Here is a 24,392-nt window from a genome sequence, read left to right as displayed (position 1 = left end):
GGGTGCTTCGCATAGCCTCCTGACCATGACGTACGAAGTGTGGCTCCCGTTTCCCGCAGCCGAACTCGAAGGACTTCCCCAAGGGCCCGACTACCGCCACTGGGACGGCGGGGACGGCTTCCCCGGCGACCCCGCGCACTGCTCCTTCTACGTCGTGCCGTACATGAAAGGCAGCGAGGTCTCGGTGCGCCCCCTGGCCGGCATGACGTCAGTGGAGGTCGTGCAGACCCTGACGGCGGGGATCGACCATGTCGAGCCGGGACTCCACCTGCTGCCTTCCGGAGTGCGGTTGTGCAACGCGCGCGGGGTGCACGACGCCAGCACCGCCGAACTGGCCCTCACCCTGATCCTCGCCTCGCTGCGCGGCATCCCCGACTTCGTCCGCGGACAGGACCGCGAGGAGTGGCGAGCCGGATTCCGTCCCGCGCTCGCGGACCGGAGCGTCCTGATCGTCGGCTACGGGGCGATCGGCTCGGCCGTCGAGGACCGGCTCGTACCGTTCGAGCCCGCGCGGGTGGCGCGCGTCGCGCGCTCCGCCCGTGAGACGGCGCGCGGCTCCGTGCATCCGATCGCCTCCTTGCCTCGACTTCTCCCCGAGGCCGATGTCGTGGTGCTCGTCACGCCCCTCACCGAGCAGACGAAGGGCCTGGCCGGCGCCGACTTCCTGGCCCGGATGAAGGACGGGGCGCTCCTGGTGAACGTGGCCCGCGGCGGGATCGTCGACACCGGGGCGCTGCTCGCCGAGCTGGAGAGCGGCCGGCTCCGGGCGGCCCTGGACGTCACCGACCCCGAGCCGCTGCCCCCGGGACACCCCCTGTGGCATGCGCCGAACGTGCTCATCAGCCCTCACGTGGGCGGGCCGACCTCGGCGTTCCTCCCACGCGCCCGACGGCTCCTGGTGGACCAGTTGAACCGTTTCGTGAACCGCGAGCCCCTGCGGAACGTGGTCCTTACGACGGGCTCGTAGTCCTCCCCGCTCCCGGCCGCGCGCGAGCGGGGAGCGCCCGCGGGCACCCTCCGCAGTCCCCCGAATGCGCACCGTGGCCGTATCCCCGTTGATCGTCACGGAGCGTAGAGGTGCTATGTCCCTGAGTGACGAGTCTGGTGTATCGTCCCGACAGGGGACGCGCCACGCACGATTCGGCGCCGGGGACTGAGACAGCAGCAGTGAGGGGGGCGACGGGCGATGCATGGCCTGAGGACCAACGATCCGACGCGGCGGGACCGGCGACAGCGACCCTGGTGTCCACCCGCGCGCAGAAGCCGCCACGGCGGCCGGCACCTCCGGCGGCCGGGCGGCCGCCGCAGGCACGGTCCCCCGGCGCACCGGGACCAGAGGGACTCGGGGGCGGCTCGGACCGGGGAAAAGCAGTGAGCACCCCGGGGGTACTGTCGGCCCGCGGGTCGGTCGCCACGGGCAGGGCGGGCGCCGTCCCGCAGCTCGTCCTCGTCCTGATGTGCGCGGGGTACGCCGCCGGCGCCGCGCTGGGCTGGGGCTCACCCGAACTCGCCCTGATCATGGGCGACTTCGGTCTGAGCGCCGCCGCCGCCACCGCGGCCGTCTCCTGCTTCCTCTGCGCCCGCACCCGGCGCAGCCGCTTTCGACCCGCGTGGCTGCTCTTCTCGCTCTCCTCCGCGATGGCCGCCGCGGGCAACTTCGTCTGGGGCTGGTACGAGGTCGTCCTGGGTGTCCCGGTGCCCAACCCGAGCTACGCCGACCTGTTCTTCCTGTGCTTCGCGCCGCCCGCCATCGTGGGACTGCTCGTCCTCGCCAAACGGCCCGTGAGCAGGGCCGGCTGGGTCTGCCTGGGACTCGACGCGTGGCTGATCGGCGGCTCGCTGCTCACGCTCTCCTGGAGCCTCGCACTCGCCCAGGCGGCGAAGGCGGAGGGGCCGGGCGTCCCCCACACCGCGCTGTCGCTCGCCTATCCGCTGCTGGACATCGCCCTCGTCAGCATGGTGCTCGCACTGCACTTCAAGCGCTCGGCGGTGAACCGCTCCGCGGTGAACACCGCGATCGGGGCGCTGGCCCTCACGGTGGTGTGCGACGCCCTGTTCACCTCGCCGCTGCTGCACGACGACTACCGCTCCGGGCAGCTGCTCGACGCCGGCTGGTTCGCCGGCTCGCTGCTGCTCGCCTACGCCCCCTGGATGGGGCACCGAAACGGACCCACGGAAGAAGAAGGGCGCACGCGCGTGGTGCACGGCTACGTGCCCGGGCCCCGGCAGGGACAACCGGCACACGTGCCCCTCCAGGAAGGAGGCCACAGTCGGTATCCGGCCAGCCGGCCCCTCACCAGCTCGCTGGCGGCACTCACGCCCTACCTGGCCGCCGCCGTCTGCACGCTGGGGATCCTCTACAACGTGCTCAACGGCCGCAGCGTCGACCGCGTGGTGCTCGTCACCGGCGGGACGGTCGTGCTCGCCCTCGTCGTGCGCCAGGGCATCATGCTCCTCGACAACATCACGCTCACCCAGGAACTGGCCCAGAAGGAGAACCACTTCCGCTCCCTGGTGCAGGGCTCCAGCGACGTCATCATGATCGCCGCCCCGAACGGCATCCTCCGGTACGTCAGCCCGGCCGCCGCCGGGGTCTACGGACGCCCCGCCGAGGAACTGGTCGGGTCCGAACTCGCCTCGCTGATCCATCCGGAGGACCTGGACTGCGTGGTGCACGAGCTGCGCCGCTTCCTCTCCGCCAGCCCCGCCGAGGAACCCACCACCCGCATCGAGTGCCGCTTCCGGTCCGGCGGCGGGGGCACCTCCCGCTCGAACGGAGCCGGGGGAGGCTGGCTCAACGTCGAGTCGACCGTCAAGCGGCACCACGGCAACCTCATCCTCAACAGCCGCGACGTGACCGAGCGGGTCCGCCTCCAGGCCCAGCTGCAGCACAACGCCGAGCACGACCCGCTCACCGACCTGCCCAACCGGGCCCTGTTCACCAAGCGCGTCGGCCAGGCGCTGTCCGGCCGGCGCTCCTCCGACCACGGCACCGCCGTCCTCTTCATCGACCTGGACGGTTTCAAGGCGGTCAACGACACGATCGGCCACCAGGCCGGCGACGAGCTCCTCGTGCAGGCCGCCCGCAGACTCCAGGACGCGGTCCGCAAGGGGGACACCGCCTCCCGGCTAGGCGGCGACGAGTTCGCGGCCCTGATCGTCGGCGACGGCTCCCGCGACCGCGCCGCGCGCGAGCGCCACATCTTCGAACTCGCCGACCGGCTCCGTACGACCCTCTCGCAGCCGTACCGCATCGACGGCAACGATGTCCGGGTCGCCGCCTCCATCGGCGTGTCCTTCTCCGAGCCGGGCCTCGGCGCGGGGGAACTGCTGCGCAACGCCGACCTGGCGATGTACCGCGCCAAGGCGGCGGGCAAGGGCCGTGTCGAGCTGTACGCGCCCCAGATGCAGCAGGACGTCGTACGGAAGGCGGAGCTGGCCACCCGGCTGCGCGCCGCCCTGCACGACGGCGAGTTCACGCTGCTGCACCAGCCCGTGGTCTCCCTGCAGACCGGCCGCATCACGGCGGTGACCGCGCAGGCGCGCTGGCGCTCGGCCCAAGGGGTGCTCTTCACCCCCGACGAGTTCCTGCGCGTGGCCGAGGACGGCGAGCGCAGCGCCGAGCTCGGCCGCTGGATGCTGGAGGAGGCCGTCGAACAGGCCGCCGAGCGCACCGCCACCGGGCACGCCGTGCCCGTCGCCGTCCGGATGACCGCCCGCAGACTGCTCGACCGCTCCATGCCCCTCAGCTCCGTGGAGGCCCTGCTGACGCGGTACGGACTGCCCTCGGGCGGCCTGATCGTCGAACTGGCCGAAACCGACCCCAAGGTGTCCCTGGACGAGCTGGAGCGCCGGCTGAAGGCGCTCAGGCGGCTGGGCGTCCGGATCGCCCTCGACGGCTTCGGCAGCGGCTGGGCCGGCGTCACCGCGCTGCGCCGGCTGCCCCTGGACGTACTGAAACTGGACCGCGGTCTGGTCGAGGGGGTCGTCGAGTCCGCCCGGCTCCACAAGATCACCAGTGGGCTGCTGCGGATCGCGAACGACCTGGGGCTGCAGTCCGTGGCCGAGGGGGTGGACCTGCCCGAACAGGTCGTCGCCCTGCGGTCGATGGGGTGCACCCACGGGCAGGGCCTGGCCTTCTCCGGGCCGCTGGACGAGTACCGGCTGCGCCGCGCCCTGGCGTCCGGCGGCCACTCCGTGCCGCACGGTCCCATCGAGCCCGTCTTCGTGGGAAGCGGCAGCGGCGTCTACGCGGGCGGGGGCGCCAGCGCCTACGCGGCGGGGGCGGCCTCGGGAGGCTACGGAACCGGGACCGCTCTGCGCTCACATGATGAGACTCCCGTCCCACCCGCTTGACACGCACAGTGCGCCAGGGAGAGGGTCTGTGCCATGCGCACCCGAATTCTCGTACTTGGAAAGCGCGTCGGCTGAGCTGGGATGCGCCGGATCGGATGATCCGGACCCCCCGGTGACCGCACCCGACGCGCTCCCCTCGCCTGCCTCACGGCACGAGGGGTTTTTTGTTGCACGAGTGCCTGTCGACCAGTAACCGCACACCGCGCAAAACGCGCAAAAACCCTCAGCATCGAGAAGAGAATGCCGATGACCGAGCAGGCCACCGGGGCCCATCACCCGCAGCCGCGGCCCCGTTCCGGAGGACAGCAGTCCGCCCCTGAGCAGGTGACGGGAGCGCAGTCCCTCATCCGCTCCCTCGAGGAGGTCGGGGCCGAGACGGTATTCGGCATTCCCGGCGGTGCGATCCTTCCGGCCTACGACCCGCTGATGGACTCCAAGCGGGTGCGGCACGTGCTCGTCCGCCACGAGCAGGGTGCGGGTCACGCGGCCACCGGTTACGCCCAGGCCACCGGCAGGGTCGGCGTCTGCATGGCGACCAGCGGCCCCGGCGCCACCAACCTGGTCACCCCGATCGCCGACGCGCACATGGACTCCGTGCCGGTGGTCGCGATCACCGGTCAGGTCGCCTCCAAGGCGATCGGCACGGACGCCTTCCAGGAGGCGGACATCGTCGGCATCACCATGCCGATCACCAAGCACAACTTCCTGGTGACCAAGGCCGAGGACATCCCGCGGACGATCGCGGAGGCCTTCCACATCGCCTCCACCGGCCGCCCGGGACCGGTCCTGGTCGACATCGCCAAGGACGCCCTCCAGGCGCGGACCACGTTCCAGTGGCCGCCCGTCCAGGACCTGCCCGGCTACCGCCCGGTCACCAAGCCGCACGCCAAGCAGATCCGCGAGGCGGCCCGGCTGATCACGCAGGCCAGGCGCCCCGTCCTCTACGTCGGCGGCGGCGTCATCAAGGCCGGCGCCACCGCCGAGCTGAAGGTCCTCGCCGAACTCACCGGAGCGCCCGTCACCACCACCCTGATGGCGCTCGGCGCGTTCCCCGACAGCCACCCGCTGCACGTGGGGATGCCGGGCATGCACGGTTCGGTCACCGCCGTCACCGCGCTGCAGAAGGCCGACCTGATCGTCGCCCTCGGAGCCCGCTTCGACGACCGCGTCACCGGCAAGCTGGACAGCTTCGCCCCGCACGCGAAGGTCGTCCACGCCGACATCGACCCGGCCGAGATCGGCAAGAACCGCGCCGCCGACGTGCCGATCGTCGGAGACGCCCGCGAGGTCATCGCCGATCTGGTCCAGGCCGTGCAGAAGGAGCACAGCGAGGGCCGCACCGGGGACTGCACCGCCTGGTGGAAGGACCTCGACCGCTGGCGTGAGACGTACCCGCTCGGCTACGAGCAGCCCACGGACGGCTCGCTCTCCCCGCAGCAGGTCATCGAGCGCATCGGGCAGCTCGCGCCCGAGGGCACGATCTTCGCCGCGGGCGTCGGCCAGCACCAGATGTGGTCCGCGCACTACATCCAGTACGAGCAGCCCGCGACCTGGCTGAACTCCGGGGGCGCCGGGACCATGGGCTACGCGGTGCCCGCCGCGATGGGCGCCAAGGCCGGCGCGCCGGACCGCACGGTCTGGGCGATCGACGGCGACGGCTGCTTCCAGATGACCAACCAGGAGCTCACCACCTGCGCCCTGAACAACATCCCGATCAAGGTCGCCATCATCAACAACGGCGCCCTCGGGATGGTCCGCCAGTGGCAGACCCTCTTCTACAACCAGCGCTACTCCAACACCGTGCTGCACTCCGGCCCCGACGCGGACGGCAAGCAGCCGAGTGCCGGCACCCGCGTCCCCGACTTCGTGAAGCTGTCGGAGGCCATGGGCTGCCACGCGATCCGCTGCGAGTCGCCGGACGACCTCGACAAGGTCATCGAAGAGGCGAACGCGATCAACGACCGCCCCGTCGTCATCGACTTCATCGTCCACGAGGACGCCATGGTGTGGCCGATGGTCCCCGCCGGCACCTCCAACGACACGATCCTGGCCGCCCGGGACGTCCGCCCCGACTTCGGCGACGGCGAAGACGACTGAGAGCCGTAGGTAAAGGAAGCAGACCATGTCCAAGCACACGCTCTCCGTCCTGGTGGAGAACAAGCCCGGTGTCCTCGCCCGGATCACCGCCCTCTTCTCCCGCCGCGGCTTCAACATCGACTCGCTGGCGGTCGGTGTCACCGAGCACACCGACATCTCCCGCATCACCATCGTGGTGAACGTGATCGAGGAGCTCCCGCTCGAACAGGTCACGAAGCAGCTCAACAAGCTCGTCAACGTCCTGAAGATCGTCGAACTGGAGCCGGGCGCGGCCGTCCAGCGCGAACTCGTCCTGGTGAAGGTGCGCGCCGACAACGAGACGCGCTCCCAGATCGTCGAGATCGTCCAGCTCTTCCGCGCCAAGACCGTCGACGTCTCCCCGGAGGCCGTCACCGTCGAGGCCACCGGCGCCAGCGACAAGCTGGAGGCCATGCTCAAGATGCTGGAGCCGTTCGGCATCAAGGAACTCGTCCAGTCCGGCACGATCGCCGTCGGCCGCGGCTCCCGCTCCATCACCGACCGGTCGCTGCGCGCACTGGACCGCTCCGCGTAGGCCCCGTACGCCCACGCGGGATTCGTACGCCCGCATTCCGAGACCCCGGAACCTGCCCCCACCCCACCGGCATACGGTGGGGAGCAACACCTGCACACCAAGGAGAGAACCCAAAGTGGCCGAGCTGTTCTACGACGCTGACGCCGACCTGTCCATCATCCAGGGCCGCAAGGTCGCGGTCATCGGTTACGGCAGCCAGGGCCACGCCCACGCGCTGTCGCTCCGTGACTCGGGTGTCGACGTCCGGGTCGGTCTGCACGAGGGCTCCAAGTCCAAGGCCAAGGCCGAGGAGCAGGGCCTGCGCGTGGTGACCCCCTCGGAGGCCGCCGCCGAGGCCGACGTCATCATGATCCTGGTCCCGGACCCGATCCAGGCCCAGGTCTACGAGGAGTCCGTCAAGGACAACCTGAAGGACGGCGACGCGCTGTTCTTCGGCCACGGCCTGAACATCCGCTTCGGCTTCATCAAGCCCCCGGCCGGCGTCGACGTCTGCATGGTCGCCCCCAAGGGCCCGGGCCACCTGGTCCGCCGCCAGTACGAGGAGGGCCGCGGCGTCCCGTGTATCGCGGCCGTCGAGCAGGACGCCACCGGCAACGGCTTCGCGCTGGCGCTCTCGTACGCCAAGGGCATCGGCGGCACCCGCGCCGGCGTGATCAAGACGACCTTCACCGAGGAGACCGAGACCGACCTGTTCGGTGAGCAGGCAGTCCTCTGCGGCGGTACGGCCGCGCTGGTCAAGGCGGGCTTCGAGACGCTGACCGAGGCCGGTTACCAGCCGGAGATCGCGTACTTCGAGTGCCTGCACGAGCTGAAGCTCATCGTCGACCTCATGTACGAGGGCGGCCTGGAGAAGATGCGCTGGTCCATCTCGGAGACCGCCGAGTGGGGCGACTACGTCACCGGCCCGCGGATCATCACGGACGCCACCAAGGCCGAGATGAAGAAGGTCCTCGCCGAGATCCAGGACGGCACCTTCGCGCAGGCGTGGATGGACGAGTACCACGGCGGTCTGAAGAAGTACAACGAGTACAAGACCCAGGACGAGAACCACCTCCTGGAGACCACGGGCAAGGAGCTGCGCAAGCTCATGTCGTGGGTCAACGACGACGAGTGACTCCGCCGGTTCGGCCGCGGTGCCGGGACGTCCCGGTGCCGCGGCCGCGCCTGTCCGCCCGAGGTGCCGTCAGGGGCTCTGCCCCGGATCCCGCCCCTCGACCACCGGAGGGGCCGAAGTCCGCACGTGCGGGTGATCCTTCTGCGGAGGCGCGTGAACACGGCGCGCGACCACTAGACTGCTCAACCAATACGCGTCGGGCCCACAGCGTCGTGCGTCTCTCAACGCGGCAACCCTCCACCGCCTGCGGCCGTCGGGACGGCCGTCCGCAATGGACTTGTGAGGACTCACGTGAGCTCGAAACCTGTCGTACTCATCGCTGAAGAGCTGTCGCCCGCGACCGTCGACGCCCTGGGCCCGGACTTCGAGATCCGGCACTGCAACGGCGCGGACCGCGCCGAGCTGCTGCCCGCCGTCGCCGACGTCGACGCCATCCTGATCCGTTCCGCGACGAAGGTCGACGCCGAGGCCGTCGCCGCGGCGAGGAAGCTGAAGGTCGTCGCACGAGCCGGCGTCGGCCTGGACAACGTCGACGTCGCCGCCGCCACCAAGGCCGGCGTGATGGTCGTCAACGCCCCCACCTCGAACATCGTGACCGCCGCCGAGCTGGCCTGCGGTCTGCTCCTCGCCACCGCGCGCCACATTCCGCAGGCCAACACGGCCCTGAAGAACGGCGAGTGGAAGCGCAGCAAGTACACGGGCGTCGAACTCGCGGAGAAGACCCTCGGCGTCGTCGGCCTGGGCCGCATCGGCGCGCTCGTCGCCCAGCGCATGTCGGCCTTCGGCATGAAGGTCGTCGCCTACGACCCCTACGTACAGCCCGCGCGGGCCGCGCAGATGGGCGTCAAGGTCCTCTCGCTGGACGAGCTGCTCGAAGTCAGCGACTTCATCACCGTCCACCTGCCGAAGACGCCCGAGACCCTCGGCCTCATCGGCGACGACGCGCTGCACAAGGTCAAGCCGTCGGTGCGGATCGTCAACGCCGCGCGCGGCGGGATCGTCGACGAGGCCGCGTTGTACTCGGCGCTCAAGGAGGGCCGCGTCGCCGGCGCCGGCCTCGACGTGTACGCGAAGGAGCCCTGCACGGACTCCCCGCTCTTCGAGCTCGACCAGGTCGTCTGCACCCCGCACCTCGGCGCCTCCACGGACGAGGCGCAGGAGAAGGCCGGTATCGCCGTCGCCCGCTCGGTGCGCCTCGCCCTCGCCGGCGAGCTGGTCCCGGACGCGGTGAACGTGCAGGGCGGCGTCATCGCCGAGGACGTCAAGCCGGGTCTGCCGCTCGCCGAGCGGCTCGGGCGCATCTTCACCGCGCTCGCGGGGGAGGTCGCGGTCCGCCTCGACGTCGAGGTGTACGGCGAGATCACCCAGCACGACGTCAAGGTGCTCGAACTCTCCGCGCTCAAGGGCGTGTTCGAGGACGTCGTCGACGAGACCGTGTCGTACGTCAACGCCCCGCTGTTCGCGCAGGAGCGCGGTGTCGAGGTGCGGCTGACCACGAGCTCCGAGTCGCCGGACCACCGGAACGTGGTCACCGTGCGCGGCACCCTGGGCGACGGCCAGGAGGTCTCGGTGTCCGGCACGCTCGCCGGCCCCAAGAACCACCAGAAGATCGTCGCCGTGGGCGAGTACGACGTGGACCTGGCGCTCGCCGACCACATGGTCGTCCTCAACTACACCGACCGCCCCGGCGTGGTCGGCACGCTCGGCCGGATCCTCGGCGAGGCCGGCATCAACATCGCCGGTATGCAGGTCGCCCGCGCGGACGTGGGCGGCGAGGCACTGGCCGTCCTGACGGTGGACGACACGGTTCCGCAGCCGGTGCTGACGGAGCTGGCGGACGAGATCGGCGCGACGCAGGCGCGTTCGGTCAACCTGGTCTGAGGCTGCCCGAACCACTGAGGGCTGCCGCCCTCAGACCTCCGCCCCCGGACCTCCGCCCTCAGACCCCGCCCCCGGGATTCCGTCCGCGGCTTCGGTGGGGAGGGCTGGTCGCGCGGTTTCCCGCGCCCTGGGTACCCAGGGCGCGGGAAACCGCGCAGCAGAGGTGCGAGGGCGGGAGCGAGGTGCTCCGTGGCGCCGACCCGTACCCGGCGTGGCGTCGGTACGGTCAGGGCCGCCCCGCCCAGCAGGAGGGATCCCGGGACTCCTCATCACCGCGGACCACAGGCCGATCGCTCCGGAGCGCTCGCCGGGATCGGTGAAGAGGGTGCGGACCATCGCCAGGGTGGACGGCGTCGGCGTCACGACGCCGACGAGGAGGAGCCTGCGCCGGCCGGGAGTGGGTGCTCGGGCCCGTCGGGCTCAGGGGATGCGTCATGTCGCGGACTGCACAGACGCGTTACACGGTTGTATATTACGACCGTATAGAACATTCGTCTGGAACAGATCTCTGTCGCAGCGCTACGCTGACCCGCATGGGACACCGCGAGGATCTGCTCGAAGGCGCCAAGCGCTGCCTGCTGGAGAAGGGTTTCGTGCGGACGACCGCGCGTGACATCGTCAGGGAGTCGGGGACGAACCTCGCGTCGATCGGCTACCACTACGGCTCCAAGGACGCGTTGCTCGCACAGGCGTACATCGCCCTCGTCGAGGCGGTCTCCGACACCTTCGAGGACGGGGGGCACCCTCCGGCCGGTACCGAACCGGGCTCGCTGGAGAGGTTCCACGACGTCTGGCGGAACGTCATCCGGACCATGCGCACACCCGGCTCGCCGTGGCACCTCAGCATGGAGATCATCGCCATGGGCGACGAGCTGCCCGAGGTGCGCGACCACCTGGCGAAGGCCCAGCGCGAAGCCGCGCGCGGTGTCATCCCCATGCTGATGGGCGGCCTGGAGGAGGACGTCCCGGAGGACGACGTCGACACCCTCGGCAAGTTCTACATGACCCTGATGATGGGGCTCATCGCGCAGTGGACCTTCGACCCCGGTACCGCGACCCGCGCCGACGAACTCACCGAAGGGCTGCGGCGGGTCGTCGAGGCATCGGGCGGGAAGGTGCCCGGGCCGGCGGCGGCGGGGGAGCCGTCCTGACGGTCCGACCGCAGCATGTCCGGTCACCGCGTGTCCGGCCCACCACGGCGGCGGCGGTGGCGCCGACGGACGTCAGCCGGGATCCGGCCTCGCCCGTCCCCGTCGCGCCCCCGTCGTACCGCGTGCGTCCCCCGGCCGCGCTGCTGGATCAGCCGCGCTGCTGGATCAGCCGCGCTGCTGGATCAGCCGCGCTGCTGGATCAGCCGCGCTGCTGGATGCGTTGCGCCTTCAGCGCCATGTGCAGCAGCAGGCGCGCCTCGCCGTCGTCCAGGTCCAGGCCGGTGAGTCGCTCGACCCGGGACAGGCGGTAGTAGAGGGTCTGGCGGTGGATGCCCAGTCCGGCCGCGGTGCGGCCCGCCTGGCCCGCGCAGTCGAGGTACGCCTCGGCGGTGCGGGCGAGTTCGCGGTGGGCGGGGGTGAGCAGCGGCCGTACGACCGGGTCGTCGGCGGCGGCCGGCGGCAGCGTCGTCAGCAGGCGGTACGGGCCGATCGACGACCAGTGCGCGACCGGGCCCAGCCGTGGCTCGGCCAGCGCCGCACGGGCCGCCGCCGATGCCTCCCGCCAGGCGGCGCCGAGATCGCCGAGACCGGTGCGGGGCGTCGCGATCCCGCACACCGTGGCCCCGGGCGTGGCGGGGTCCGCAGCGGCCGGTCCGGGCCGGGCGGCCCTTCGCACCTCCTCCGCCCTCTCCAGCAGACGCGAAGCGGCCGTCGTCACCGGGGCGAGGACCTCCGGGGAGCGCAGCCGGACCAGGAGGGCCAGACTCCGGCCGTCCGGGTCCCAGGGAAGCGCACACAGGGCGGTGGCGCCCGGGATCGTGCGGACGGAAGGAGCCTCGTCGGGGTCCGGCGACGGCCACGGGGCCACGCAGACCAGCGCCAGCGGGCCCTCGCCGCGCGGGCCGAGCGCCGTACGGAGTTCCGTCGCGGCCAGCTCGTGCTGCCAGCCGCTGCCGGCCGTGAGGACGGCCCGGAGCTCGCGGCTCAGGTCCGCCCCCGTCTGGGCCTCGTCCGCGAGCAGCGCGCCGATCCGCGGGGTCACCTCCATGGCCGCCGCGAGCTGCCGCTCGGTGGGGCCCGGGTCGTCGGCCAGGAGCCAGACGTAGCCGAGGACCACCCCCCGGTGGCGTACCGGCAGGCAGATCCGGCCCCGGTGGACCCCCGCCTCCGGGGTGGGAGGGATGCGCACCGGTCCCGTCGCCCGGGTGATGCCGAAGCCCTCGAACCACTCCCGGACCGCCGCCGTGGAGCGGCGCGTCAGGATCGAGCGGGCCCGCACGGGGTCCAGCGCGGACGCGTCCAGCTCGCCCTCGCTGTCGTACGCGGCGAAGGCGATCAGCTCGAAGCCGCGGTTCTCCAGGGTCGCCGGGGCGCCCAGCAGCTCCGAGACCTCGTCGACCAGCTCCTGGTAGTCGCCCCTGTGTTCCGGTGTCACCTGGGCATTCTCCCTCAATTCCCCGGCCCTTCATACATCTGTCTGAGATCCGGCGCGCGGATGCGTGACAGCTGTCGATGGCGGCCGGCCGGAGCGAAAACTAGGTTTCACGGTGGTTCTCCGTGCCGTGTCCGAACGGCCCCGCCGGGGCGGACACGGCTTCCGTCGGCCTTGTTGTGGAGGTGTCCCGTGCTGGGTCCCGTGATTCTCGCCGCCTCGCGCAGCGACCGGATGCGTCGTCTGATCTCGGCCGCCCCGGTGACCAAGCCGGTCGTCGACCGCTTCATCCCGGGCGAGAGCGTCGACCAGGTCGTACCGATCGTCCGGGAGCTCACCGCCAGGGGCCTGGAGCTGACCATGGACGTGGTCGGCGAGGACATCACCACTCCCGAGCAGGCCGCGGCCGCCCGTGACGCCTATCTGGAGCTGATCGGCCGTCTCGCGGAGCTGGACCTCGGGACCCGCGCCGAGATGTCCGTGAAGCTGTCCATGTTCGGGCAGGCCCTGGCGGGCGGGCACGAGCTCGCCCTGGCCAACGTGCGGCCCGTCGTCGAGGCCGCCGCCGCCATCGGCACCACCGTCACGCTCGACGCCGAGGACCACACCACCCTCGACTCGATGTTCGCCATCCACGACGAGCTCCGGAAGGACTTCCCGGAGACCGGCTGCGTCATCCAGTCCTACCTCTTCCGCACCGAGGCCGACGCCCGCCGCCTCGCCGCGAACGGCAGCCGCGTACGGCTCGTGAAGGGCGCCTACAAGGAGCCCGCCGAGGTCGCGTACCAGCGGAAGGCGGAGATCGACAAGGCGTACGTCCGTGTCCTGCGCATCCTGATGGAGGGCGACGGGTACCCGATGATCGGATCGCACGACCCGCGTCTGATCTCCATCGCGCAGGAGCTGGGACGGCGCGCCGGGCGCAAGGTGGACGAGTACGAGTTCCAGATGCTGTACGGCATCCGCAGCGACGAGCACCTGCGGCTCGCCGCCGAGGGCCACCGCATGCGGGTCTACACCGCCTACGGCACCGACTGGTACGGCTACTTCATGCGCCGCCTCGCGGAGAAGCCGGCCAACCTGCTCTTCTTCGCCCGCTCGGTCCTCACCAGGGACTGAGCCCCGGACACCGGCACCGGGCGCGAGCCCCGACACACCCGCTCACTAAGGAGTTACGGAAACCATGGACGCTGTGACCCAGGTCCCCACCCCCGTCAACGAGCCGGTGCACGGCTACGCCCCCGGCTCGCCCGAGCGCGCCCGTCTGGAGGCGAAGCTCAAGGAGCTCGCCGAGAACCCGGTCGACCTGCCGATGACCATCGGCGGCGAGAGGCGGATGGGCGGCGGCGAGCCGTTCCAGGTGGTACAGCCGCACAACCACAAGGCCGTCCTCGGCACCCTGCGCAACGCCACCCGGCAGGACGCCCAGGACGCGATCGACGCGGCCCTCGCCGCCGCGCCCGCCTGGCGCGCCATGTCCTTCGACGACCGGGCCGCGATCATCCTGCGCGCCGCCGAGCTGCTGGCCGGACCGTGGCGTGAGACCCTCGCCGCGTCCACCATGCTGGGCCAGTCCAAGACCGCCCAGCAGGCCGAGATCGACTGTCCCTGCGAGCTCGTCGACTTCTGGCGCTTCAACGTCAAGTACGCCCGTGACCTGCTCGCCGAGCAGCCGCCGGCGAACGCGCCCGGCGTCTGGAACCGCCTGGACCACCGCCCGCTCGAAGGCTTCGTCTATGCGATCACGCCGTTCAACTTCACGGCCATCGCGGGCAACCTGCCCACCGCTCCGGCGCTCATGGGCAACGTCGTCGTCTGGAAGCCGTCCCCGACGCAGACCCACGCCGCCGTGCTGCTGATGCAGCTCCTGGAGGAGGCCGGTCTGCCCAAGGGCGTCATCAACCTCGTCACCGGCGACGGCCTGGAGGTCTCGGAGGTCGCCCTCGAACACCGCGACCTCGCCGGCGTCCACTTCACCGGCTCGACCAAGACCTTCCAGTACCTGTGGAAGACGGTCGGCAACAACATCGAGAAGTACCGCACCTACCCCCGCATGGTCGGCGAGACCGGCGGCAAGGACTTCGTCGTCGCGCACCCGAGCGCCGACCGCGCCATCCTGAAGACGGCCCTGACCCGCGGCTCCTTCGAGTACCAGGGCCAGAAGTGCAGCGCCTCCTCGCGGGCCTACATCCCGGCCTCCATCTGGAACTCCGGCTTCAAGGAGGAGTTCGCGGCCGAGGTGGACGGCATCACCATGGGTGACGTCACCGACCTGTCGAACTTCATCGGCGCCGTCATCGACGAGCGGTCCTTCGCCAAGAACAGGGCCGCGATCGACCGGGCCGCCGCGGACCCGGCCTGCACGATCGTCGCGGGCGGCACGTACGACGACTCGGTGGGCTGGTTCGTGCGCCCGACCGTCGTCGAGTGCACCGACCCGGCCAACGAGGTCTTCACGACGGAGTACTTCGGCCCGATCCTCGCCGTGTACGTCTACGAGGACGAGAAGTACGACGAGATGCTGACCCAGATGGAGTCGGCGTCGGACTACGCGCTCACCGGCTCGGTCATCGCGGGCGACCGCGCGGCCGCCGCGTACACGATGGAGAAGCTGCGCTACGCCGCGGGCAACTTCTACATCAACGACAAGTCGACCGGTGCCGTCGTCGGCCAGCAGCCCTTCGGCGGCGGCCGCGCGTCGGGCACGAACGACAAGGCGGGCGCCCCGCAGAACCTGATGCGCTGGACGCTGACCCGCGCCATCAAGGAGACGCTGGTCCCGCCGACCGACTACCCGTACCCGCACATGGGCTGAGACGTCGCCGCGTCCCGCGCGGTCGGCGTCCCACCACCGAGTCGCCCCGCCCCGTCCGGAAGCATCCTTCCGGGCGGGGCGGTTCGCGTATGCGGCCCGCCGGGTGCGGGTCCGCCGTGGCCGGCCGCGCGGTTCCCCGCGCCCCTGAGGGGCGCACCGGCCGGGCGGCCGCTTTTCCGGAACAGGAAAGGGCAGCTCAGAGCAGTGAGGGCTGATGTGCCGTCTCAGATAGTAGGAAGTCCGACTAACCATGGAGACAGATCCCCGGTCCTCGCCTAGCTTTGAAGGAGCCGAACGTCTCGCTGGACCCAGCGAAGGGCGGTCGTGAGCCGGAGCCCCTGGCAGGCAACCCCTGCGGCACCGCCCACCGCCCCATCCGGTGTCTCGTAATCCCTCACCGCACTTCCGGCGTTCGCCGCCGGAGGCAAGGAGTCGATTCATCATGGCCGAGACGACCGTCCGCCGAGTCCGCCACGTCTCCCGTACCGGCGAGTCCGACCGGAAGAACGCCGCCGCCGCGCTCCAGCGCGCCCTCGACCGCCGCGACAACGGCGGCTCGACCGGCCACTGAGCCGGGTCGGGCCGGACCGGGTCGCGGCGCGGGGCCTCACGCCCCGCGCCGCACCTCGAAGTGGTCGATGCGCCTGCCGTTCTGGGCGAGCGCCGAGACCTTGAGCCGGGGAGCCGGGCCCGCCTCCGCCTCCACCGAGAGGAAGGAGTAGCCGGTGTACCGCACCCGCGACCACTCCACGGTGTCCGGGTTCCGGTCCTTCGACCTCGTCCAGTGGTAGGTCTCCACGGACTCCCGGTCGGCGGCCTTCCCCTCGTAGCTGTCCTTCACCCCCGGCGGGAAGCCGTACAGGCTCTTGCCCGCCCCGCCGGCGGTGACGTACACGATCCCGTCGCGCGTCGGATCGGTCGACGCGCCGACCGGGACCCGCCTGCCCACCCGGCCGTCCCTGATGGCGTCGGTGCGCTCGTACACGTGGTTGTGGCCGTTGATCACCAGGTCCACCTGGTGCTTGGTGAACAGCGGCAGCCAGGCGTCCCGTACGCCCCCGTCCGAGGCGTGCGTCGACGTCGAGTAGGCGCAGTGGTGGAAGAAGACCACCACGAAGTCCACCTCCTTGCGCAGCTCCCCGAGCCGCCTGTCCAGCCAGGCCGTCTGCCGGCCGCCCGAGTAGCCCTTGTTGGCGGGGATCTCGTACGACACGTCGTTCGCGTCCAGCGCCACGATCCCGACGTTGCCGTACGTGAACGAGTAGACGCCCGGGGCGTTCCTCGCGTCGAAGCCGTTGTCCGGGAGCGTGAAGCGCGCCGACTGACCGCCGTAGCCGTTCGGCGAGTACCAGGCCTCCATGTCGTGGTTGCCGGTCGTCACCATCCACGGAACCGTCCTCGCCACCGTCTCCGTCTGCTTGAGGAACAGGTCCCAGGCCGTGGGGTCGTAGATGTCCGTCTTCCTGCCGTGGCCGGTCACGTCCGCGTAGCAGATGTCACCCGCGTGCAGGTGGAAGGCGGGCTCCCGGCCGAGGATCAGCTCGTCGTTGGCGAGCGCGTCGGGGGTGACGCCCTGGTCGCCGAACGCGGTGAACACGAACGTCCGCGCACGGGCCGGAGCCGTCGTGAACGAGCCGACCGTGGAGCGCCGCTCCCTCGACGCCGGGTCGAAGCCCTCGTGGCCGACGCCGTAGTAGTACGTCGTCCCGGGCCGCAGGCCGTCCAGCGCCGCGTGCAGGTAGTACTGGTCCAGGGCGAGCCGCACGCCTTCGACGCCGGGCGTGTGCAGGTCGCGGACCTCGGCCTCGATCCTGCGGCTCAGCTCCCCGGGCTCCAGTCCCACCCGTACGTACGGCTTCCCGACCGCGAGCGGCACCTGCCAGGAGATCCGCATCTGGGTCCTCGGGTCCGCCCCGAAGGCCAGATGGCGCCCGAAGGGGGTGACCACCGCGCCGTCCACCTTCCCGGTCGGGCCGGACGGGGTGGCGGAGGACGACGCGGACGCCGGGGAGGCCGAACGGCCCGCCGCGGCCGTGCCCGGTCCCGAACAGCCGGTCAGCAGCCCGCCGGCCACCGCGCCCGCGCTCACCAGGGCCCGGCGGCGGGAGAACTTCGTGCGCAGGTAGTCGTACTGCTCCGCCATGCTCATGCGGCGTGCGAGCTGTGGCGGGATGCCCACGTCGGGAGTGTCCATGACTGGGAACTTCCCAGCAAACACCGACAACCGCCGTACGTACGGGTGAACGGCGGCCGACGGATCGGTGCCACGCGCCTCGGGCGCATCCCGGGCACCTCCTGCTCCTGTCCGTATGGCGGACGCCCCATGTCATCCCGTGGGACGAGGGGTAGGGTGCCGACATGTCTCGCAGCATCGATCTCGCAGTGATCCCCGGTGACGGCATCGGCCAGGAAGTCGTGGCCCAGGGCCTCAAGGTGCTCTCGGCCGTCCTTCCGCAGGACGTGAAGCTGGAGACCAGGGAGTTCGACTTCGGCGCCCGGCGTTACCACGCGACCGGTGAGACCCTCACCGACGCCGACCTGGAGGCCCTGAAGCAGCACGACGCGATCCTGCTCGGCGCGATCGGCGACCCGTCGGTCCCGTCCGGCGTCCTGGAGCGCGGCTTCCTGCTGAAGCTCCGCTTCGCCTTCGACCACCACGTCAACCTGCGCCCGTCGAAGCTCCTCCCCGGGGTCGCCACCCCGCTCGCCGGCCAGCCGGAGATCGACTTCGTCGTCGTCCGCGAGGGCACCGAGGGCCCGTACACCGGCAACGGCGGCACCATCCGCAAGGGCACCCCGCACGAGGTCGCCACCGAGGTCTCCGTGAACACGGCCTTCGGTGTCGAGCGCGTCGTACGCGACGCCTTCGCCCGTGCCCAGGCCCGTCCGCGCAAGAAGCTCACGCTGGTCCACAAGAACAACGTGCTGACCTTCGCGGGCCACCTGTGGACCAACGTCTTCGGCAAGGTGGCCGAGGAGTTCCCCGAGGTCACCACGGACTACATCCACGTGGACGCCGCGACGATCTACCTCGTCACGGACCCGGCGCGCTTCGACGTGATCGTCACCGACAACCTCTTCGGCGACATCATCACCGACCTCGCGGCGGCCGTCTCCGGCGGCATCGGCGTGGCCGCCTCGGGCAACATCAACCCGAGCGGGGAGTTCCCGTCCATGTTCGAGCCCGTGCACGGCTCGGCCCCGGACATCGCGGGCCAGGGCAAGGCCGACCCCAGCGCCACCGTGCTGTCCGTCGCCCTCCTGCTGCGCCACCTCGGCCACGAGACCGAGGCCGCCCGGATCGAGGACGCCGTCTCCGCGGACCTCGCGGAGCGCGGCACGACGCCCCGTACCACCGAGGAGATCGGCGACGCGCTCGCCGCCCGAGTATCCGGCTGACCCGCCGGTACCACCCCAGCCGCCGGGTCGCACACGCACCCGGCGGCTTTTCGTACGCCTCGCCGGGTGCCACCATCATCCCTGGGCCGCATTCACACCTTTTCGCCCCCGTGGCCCTCCCGGCACGGGGGGTGTCCCATTCGGTCCGTCCCGCGTGATAATCGAACGCGGAGCCGCCGAATGAGGGAATGCTCGGACGTCCTAACACTGGCCACTGGCTGTGGAGGCGTGAGCGCGGCCCGTCACACACAACCGGTGAAGGACAGACCACTCATGACGACGCCCACCATCGAGCTCAAGCCCTCCTCCAGCCCGCTGTCCGACGCGGAGCGCGAGACGATCCTGGCCGGTCCCGGATTCGGCCGCCATTTCACCGACCACATGGTGACGATCAAGTGGACGGAGGGCCGCGGCTGGCACGACGGCCAGCTCACGCCGTACGGTCCGCTCTCCCTCGACCCCGCGACGAGCGTCCTGCACTACGCACAGGAGATCTTCGAGGGCCTGAAGGCGTACCGGCAGCCCGACGGTTCCGTCGCCATGTTCCGCCCGGACCGCAACGCCCTGCGCTTCCAGGCGTCCGCCCGCCGCCTGGCCATGCCGGAGCTGCCCGTCGAGACCTTCGTCGAGGCGTGCGACGCGCTGATCCGGCAGGACGAGGCATGGGTGCCGGCGCACGGCGGCGAGGAGTCGCTCTACCTGCGCCCGTTCATGATCGCCACCGAGGTCGGCCTGGGCGTGCGGCCCGCGAACGAGTACCTCTTCGTCGTCATCGCGTCCCCCGCCGGGGCCTACTTCCCCGGCGGGGTGCAGCCCGTCTCGATCTGGCTCTCCGAGGACCGGGTGCGCGCCGTCCCCGGCGGCATGGGCGACGCCAAGACCGGCGGCAACTACGCCGCGTCCCTGCTCGCGCAGGCCGAGGCCGCGGCGAAGGGCTGCGACCAGGTCTGCTACCTCGACGCCGTCGAGCACAGGTGGGTCGAGGAACTGGGCGGCATGAACCTGTACTTCGTGTACGGGGACCGGATCGTCACGCCCGTCCTCAGCGGCTCCATCCTGGAGGGCGTCACCCGCGACTCGCTCCTCACGGTCGCCCGTGACCTCGGGTACGGGTCCGAGGAGGCCCGCGTCTCCAGCGAGCAGTGGAGGCGCGACGCGGAGAACGGCAGCCTCACCGAGGTCTTCGCCTGCGGCACCGCGGCCGTCATCACCCCCGTCGGTACGGTGAAGAGCGCGTCGGGCGAGTGGCGGCAGGGCGACGGCGGCCCCGGCGAGGTCACGATGAGGCTGCGCGAGGCGCTCCTGGACATCCAGCGGGGCGTCGCGCGCGACGGGCACGGCTGGATGCACAACCTGGGCTGACGGCCCGGGTCCCCCGCACCCTCACGGGACGCGGGGCCCGCCCCGCCGACCGGCCGCCCGCCCGATCGGGCCGGCCGGCCGACCGGCCCTCCCGGTCGCGGGCGGTACCGGCGCTCCGGCGCCCCGGCGGACGGCCCCGACGCTCCGGCGGACGGCGTCCGGCGCCCGCTCCCACCTCCGCAGCCTGCGCGCCCCGGTGGCCCCCGTCCCGCCGGCGGGCCCGCACCGGACGACGGGGCGGGAGTCTCCCCGACGGCCCCGTCCGCCGCCCCCGGTGATCAACCGAGTGCTCGCATCCTGAGACGGACGGTGAGCGCGGAGGCGGTCTGTGCCAGACTGCCTCCGTGCTCTCGTTCGCCATGATTATTGGCAGCAGGCGCGCCGGTCCGCAGTGACCACCACGTACGACCAGGTACGGGTGGACACCGTCGTCCTCGACCCGCGCGCAGACCTCTCGCACCCGCGAGGGGTTTTTCGCTTTTCTGGCCCACCCTCAGCCGGAGGCGAGAGCGCGCGGGACCATGTGAGGGCGGTGGAACCGGTCATTCCGGTACCGACCGAGATCCGATCCCCAGGAGCCTTGACCATGACCGAAACCAGCGAGCTCGACGATTCGTTCCACGTCTTCGACACCACCCTGCGCGACGGCGCGCAGCGGGAGGGCATCAACCTCACCGTCGCGGACAAGCTGGCCATCGCACGGTACCTGGACGACTTCGGCGTGGGCTTCATCGAGGGCGGATGGCCGGGGGCCAACCCCCGCGACACCGAGTTCTTCGCCCGTGCCCGGCAGGAGATCGACTTCCGGCACGCCCAGCTCGTCGCCTTCGGGGCCACCCGCAGGCCCGGCGGCAGGGCGAGCGAGGACCCGCAGGTCAAGGCACTCGTCGCGGCCGGCGCGCCCGTCGTCACCCTCGTCGCCAAGTCCCACGACCGGCATGTGGAGCTGGCGCTGCGCACGACGCTCGACGAGAACCTGGAGATGATCCGCGACACCGTCTCCTACCTCCGCGGGCAGGGCCGCCGCGTCTTCGTCGACTGCGAGCACTTCTTCGACGGCTACCGGGCGAACCCGCAGTACGCGAAGGCCGTCGTCCGGGCCGCCGCCGGGGCGGGCGCCGACGTGGTCGTCCTGTGCGACACCAACGGCGGCATGCTGCCCGCCCAGGTCCAGGCCGTCGTCGCCACCGTCCTCGCCGACACCGGGGCCCGCCTCGGCATCCACGCCCAGGACGACACCGGCTGCGCCGTCGCCAACACCCTCGCCGCCGTCGACGCGGGCGCGACCCACGTCCAGTGCACGGCGAACGGCTACGGCGAGCGCGTCGGCAACTCCAACCTCTTCCCGGTGGTCGCCGCGCTGGAGCTCAAGTACGGCAAGAAGGTCCTCCCCGCGGGCGCGCTGTCGGAGATGACCCGCATCTCGCACGCCATCGCCGAGGTCGTGAACCTGACCCCCTCCACGCACCAGCCGTACGTCGGTGTCTCGGCCTTCGCCCACAAGGCCGGCCTGCACGCCTCCGCCATCAAGGTCGACCCGGACCTGTACCAGCACATCGACCCCGAGCAGGTCGGCAACACCATGCGGATGCTCGTCTCCGACATGGCGGGCCGCGCCTCCATCGAGCTCAAGGGCCGGGAACTCGGCGTCGACCTCGGCGGCGACCGCGAGCTGATCGGCCGCGTCGTCGAGCGGGTCAAGGAGCGTGAGCTGCGCGGGTACACGTACGAGGCCGCGGACGCCTCCTTCGAGCTGCTCCTGCGGGAGGAGGCCGAGGGCAGGGCCCGCAGGTACTTCGACGTCGAGTCGTGGCGGGCCATCGTCGAGGACCGCCCCGACGGCAGCCACGCCAACGAGGCCACGGTCAAGCTCTTCGCCAAGGGGGAGCGGATCGTCGCCACGGCGGAGGGGAACGGGCCGGTCAACGCCCTGGACCGGGCGCTGCGGGTCGCCCTGGAGAAGATCTACCCCCAGCTCGCCAGGCTGGAGCTGGTCGACTACAAGGTCCGCATCCTGGAGGGCAAGCACGGGACGCAGTCCACGACGCGCGTCCTCATCTCGACCTCGGACGGTACGGGGGAGTGGTCGACGGTCGGCGTCGCCGAGAACGTGATCGCGGCGTCCTGGCAGGCGCTGGAGGACGCGTACACGTACGGCCTCCTCCGGGCCGGCGTCGAACCGGCCGCGTAGCCCGCGCACCCCTGTCCGGGGGCCGCGTCCCCTGCCCGGGGGCCGGGGCCGCGGCCCCCGGACAGGAACCCCTACCTCAGCTGCCACTTCTGGTTGGCGGCCCCCGTGCACGACCAGATCTGCGCCCGCGCCCCGTTCGCCGACGAGTTGTCGCTCACGTCCAGGCATCTGTCCGCCGCGGTGTTCACCACGTCACCGGTGGACGCGTTGTACGACCACCGCTGCGCTCCCGACCCGTTGCAGTCGTACAGCTGCACCTTCGCCCCGTCGGACACCGACGCCGACGTGACGTCCAGGCACTTCCCCAGCGCCCGCACGGACCCGTCCGCCGCGACCGTCCAGCTCTGCGCCGCGGAACCGTTGCAGTCGTACAGCTGCACCGCCGTGCCGTTCGCCGACGCGCCGCCCGCCACGTCCAGGCACTTGCCCGCGAGCCCCACGAGGGCCCCCGCCCGGTCGCCGCCGCCCGACTGCGTGCCGGACCAGGTGAAGGTGGCCGACGTCCGGCCGGGCAGCGAGTAGGTCGCGTGCTGCGCGCCCCAGTTGACCGTCACGGTCCTCGCCGTGGCCGCGTCGTTGTACGCGATCAGCGCCTTCGAGCCGTCCGGGTTGCGCCACGCCACGTTCGGCACGGACGAGCTCGCCGTGGAGGCGATGCGGTGCGCGCCGGGCCGGACGAACTTCGTCAGGTGGCCCATCGTGTAGTACTCGATCGTGTAGTCGACCTGTCCGTGCCGGGAGTCCCCGTTGTGCACGGTGACCAGTCCGTCGCAGGTGCCGCAGCCGCCGTTGTGCGGGCCGCGGTTCTGGTCCACGGCCAGCGACCACTTGGTGACCGACTTCGCCCAGTTGCGGGTGTAGTCGATGATGTTGTTCATGTCCTCGCGCTGCTGGTGGGCGATCCAGGTGCCGCCCGAGTGCTCGGTGCCGAAGGCGTCCAGCTGCGGGTACCGGTCGTGCACCGCACTCTGCTTGGCGACGTCGCCGCCGTAGCCGTGCCAGGCGATCCCGCCGAAGTTCGGGTGCGCGCGCACCGCCGCGTCGTCGACGGTCTGGGCCGCGTACGCGTCGTAGGTGTCCCAGTTCCAGTCGTGGGCCAGCACCTTCGTGGCCAGCCCGGCGCCCTGGAGCCCGGGCAGCAGCTCGTTCCTGGTGAAGTACGCGAGGCCGGAGGCGTTCCAGCTCATGGAGGGGTAGCCGGCGCAGCAGGTCGGCTCGTTCTGGGCGGTGACGTAGTCGACGGGGACGCCCTGGTCGCGCCATGCCTGGAGGTACTTCACGAAGTAGTCCGCGTACGTCCCGTAGTGCTCGGCCTTCAGCCAGCCGCCGTCGAGCTGCCCGCTGTCCTTCATCCACGCGGGCGCGGTCCACGGCGAGGCCACCAGCGTGAGGGCGGGGTTGAGCTGCCTGGCCTGCCGGGTCAGCGGCAGCACGTCCTGGAGGTCGTGCGCGATCGAGAACTCGGAGAGGTCGGGGTCGGTCTGCCCGGCCGGCACGTCGTCGTACGTGTAGCCGAAGCGCGCCAGGTCGGAGCCGCCCATCGGGTTGCGGACGAAGGACAGGCCGATGCCGTCGGTGGGGGAGAACAGCTTGCGCATGGTCGCGTCGCGGGTCGCCTGGGAGAGCGCGCCGCTGCCGTCCATCAGCCAGGCCGCGGTGTCGGTGAACGACGCGCCGCCGCCGGAGAAGGTCTGGTAGCGGGTGTTCTCGTCCACGGTGATGTTCTCGCCGCCGCCACCGCTGCCGGCCTGGAACGCGAACGGCGTCTGCGCCTGCAGACCCCGCACCACGTGCCGGCCGCCGGAGTCGTCCGTCGTGGTGAGCCAGACCGAGACCTGCTCGCCCGCGGCCTGCGCGGGCGGGGCGCCGACCGCGCTCAGTCCGACGGTGGTGAGCAGCCCGGCGAGGAGGAGCCGGGCCGCCCGGAGGGGCCTTCTGGGAGTGCCCATGGTGCGCCGCCCTTCTGGAGGTGGGGGATGGGGGCGTGCGAGGCGTGAGTAAATGACGGCGCCGTGTCCACGTCAAGAGGGTGTGCGTTCAG

General features: G+C 71.4%; 16 protein-coding genes. 13 read left to right on the top strand and 3 right to left on the bottom strand.

Annotated features, from left to right (window positions below):
* Positions 1 to 25 precede the first annotated feature (25 nt).
* The 7 genes from KM933_RS21160 (at position 26) to KM933_RS21130 (ending at position 11,152) form a co-directional block, all read left to right on the top strand.
* Positions 26 to 967, top strand: a complete 942-nt coding sequence (locus KM933_RS21160) for a 2-hydroxyacid dehydrogenase (RefSeq protein WP_221354480.1) — start codon at positions 26 to 28, stop codon at positions 965 to 967.
* A 404-nt stretch (positions 968 to 1,371) separates the two neighbouring features.
* Positions 1,372 to 4,356 carry a putative bifunctional diguanylate cyclase/phosphodiesterase gene (locus KM933_RS21155; RefSeq protein WP_430727348.1) on the top strand — a complete coding sequence of 995 codons (2,985 nt, stop codon included), beginning with the start codon at positions 1,372 to 1,374 and terminating at the stop codon, positions 4,354 to 4,356.
* A 240-nt stretch (positions 4,357 to 4,596) separates the two neighbouring features.
* Positions 4,597 to 6,453: an acetolactate synthase large subunit gene (locus tag KM933_RS21150; RefSeq protein ID WP_221354478.1), complete on the top strand. Its 1,857-nt coding sequence runs from the start codon at positions 4,597 to 4,599 to the stop codon at positions 6,451 to 6,453.
* Positions 6,454 to 6,478: 25 nt separating this feature from the next.
* Positions 6,479 to 7,006, top strand: a complete 528-nt coding sequence (gene ilvN, locus KM933_RS21145) for an acetolactate synthase small subunit (RefSeq protein WP_221354476.1) — start codon at positions 6,479 to 6,481, stop codon at positions 7,004 to 7,006.
* Positions 7,007 to 7,121: 115 nt separating this feature from the next.
* Entirely contained in the window at positions 7,122 to 8,120 is a 999-nt protein-coding gene (gene ilvC, locus KM933_RS21140; RefSeq protein WP_173894258.1) for a ketol-acid reductoisomerase, read from the top strand.
* 291 nt (positions 8,121 to 8,411) lie between these two features.
* Positions 8,412 to 10,001, top strand: a complete 1,590-nt coding sequence (serA, locus tag KM933_RS21135) for a phosphoglycerate dehydrogenase (RefSeq protein WP_173894259.1) — start codon at positions 8,412 to 8,414, stop codon at positions 9,999 to 10,001.
* A gap of 533 nt (positions 10,002 to 10,534) precedes the next feature.
* Positions 10,535 to 11,152: a TetR/AcrR family transcriptional regulator gene (locus KM933_RS21130; RefSeq protein WP_221354474.1), complete on the top strand. Its 618-nt coding sequence runs from the start codon at positions 10,535 to 10,537 to the stop codon at positions 11,150 to 11,152.
* A gap of 199 nt (positions 11,153 to 11,351) precedes the next feature.
* Here KM933_RS21130 and KM933_RS21125 read toward each other — a convergent pair whose 3' ends face one another.
* Entirely contained in the window at positions 11,352 to 12,587 is a 1,236-nt protein-coding gene (locus tag KM933_RS21125; protein WP_221354472.1) for a PucR family transcriptional regulator, read from the bottom strand.
* Positions 12,588 to 12,776: 189 nt separating this feature from the next.
* Between KM933_RS21125 and KM933_RS21120 the strand changes: the two genes are divergently transcribed.
* The 3 genes from KM933_RS21120 to KM933_RS39525 all read left to right on the top strand — a co-directional run bounded on the left by KM933_RS21120 (position 12,777) and on the right by KM933_RS39525 (position 15,970).
* The gene (locus KM933_RS21120) at positions 12,777 to 13,703 is read left to right on the top strand and encodes a proline dehydrogenase family protein (RefSeq protein ID WP_221354470.1); all 927 of its coding nucleotides are present in this window, start codon (positions 12,777 to 12,779) and stop codon (positions 13,701 to 13,703) included.
* Positions 13,704 to 13,767: 64 nt separating this feature from the next.
* Positions 13,768 to 15,399: an L-glutamate gamma-semialdehyde dehydrogenase gene (gene pruA, locus KM933_RS21115; RefSeq protein WP_221354468.1), complete on the top strand. Its 1,632-nt coding sequence runs from the start codon at positions 13,768 to 13,770 to the stop codon at positions 15,397 to 15,399.
* Between the two features lie 442 nt (positions 15,400 to 15,841).
* The gene (locus tag KM933_RS39525; RefSeq protein ID WP_260333910.1) at positions 15,842 to 15,970 is read left to right on the top strand and encodes a hypothetical protein; all 129 of its coding nucleotides are present in this window, start codon (positions 15,842 to 15,844) and stop codon (positions 15,968 to 15,970) included.
* Positions 15,971 to 16,006: 36 nt separating this feature from the next.
* On the opposite strand, the gene KM933_RS21110 is transcribed toward KM933_RS39525, so the two are convergent.
* Positions 16,007 to 17,593, bottom strand: coding sequence for a purple acid phosphatase family protein (locus tag KM933_RS21110; protein ID WP_221354466.1), 1,587 nt, complete (start codon positions 17,591 to 17,593; stop codon positions 16,007 to 16,009).
* Between the two features lie 164 nt (positions 17,594 to 17,757).
* On the opposite strand from KM933_RS21110, the gene KM933_RS21105 reads away from it, so the two are divergent.
* The 3 genes from KM933_RS21105 (at position 17,758) to cimA (ending at position 22,351) form a co-directional block, all read left to right on the top strand.
* Positions 17,758 to 18,798: a 3-isopropylmalate dehydrogenase gene (locus KM933_RS21105; RefSeq protein WP_221354464.1), complete on the top strand. Its 1,041-nt coding sequence runs from the start codon at positions 17,758 to 17,760 to the stop codon at positions 18,796 to 18,798.
* A 273-nt stretch (positions 18,799 to 19,071) separates the two neighbouring features.
* Complete coding sequence (locus KM933_RS21100) at positions 19,072 to 20,160, top strand: branched-chain amino acid aminotransferase (RefSeq protein WP_221354462.1); 1,089 nt, start codon at positions 19,072 to 19,074, stop codon at positions 20,158 to 20,160.
* 586 nt (positions 20,161 to 20,746) lie between these two features.
* Entirely contained in the window at positions 20,747 to 22,351 is a 1,605-nt protein-coding gene (gene cimA, locus KM933_RS21095; RefSeq protein WP_221354460.1) for a citramalate synthase, read from the top strand.
* Positions 22,352 to 22,422: 71 nt separating this feature from the next.
* On the opposite strand, the gene KM933_RS21090 is transcribed toward cimA, so the two are convergent.
* A complete protein-coding gene (locus KM933_RS21090; RefSeq protein WP_221354458.1) occupies positions 22,423 to 24,300 on the bottom strand; it encodes a ricin-type beta-trefoil lectin domain protein in 1,878 nt (625 codons plus the stop codon).
* Positions 24,301 to 24,392 lie beyond the last annotated feature (92 nt).

The sequence above is a fragment of the Streptomyces beigongshangae genome (genome assembly GCF_019710745.1).
Lineage (GTDB): Bacteria > Actinomycetota > Actinomycetes > Streptomycetales > Streptomycetaceae > Streptomyces > Streptomyces beigongshangae.
The sequence above is the reverse complement of the archived record's forward strand: the minus strand, read 5'-3'. Positions and strand labels throughout refer to the sequence as shown.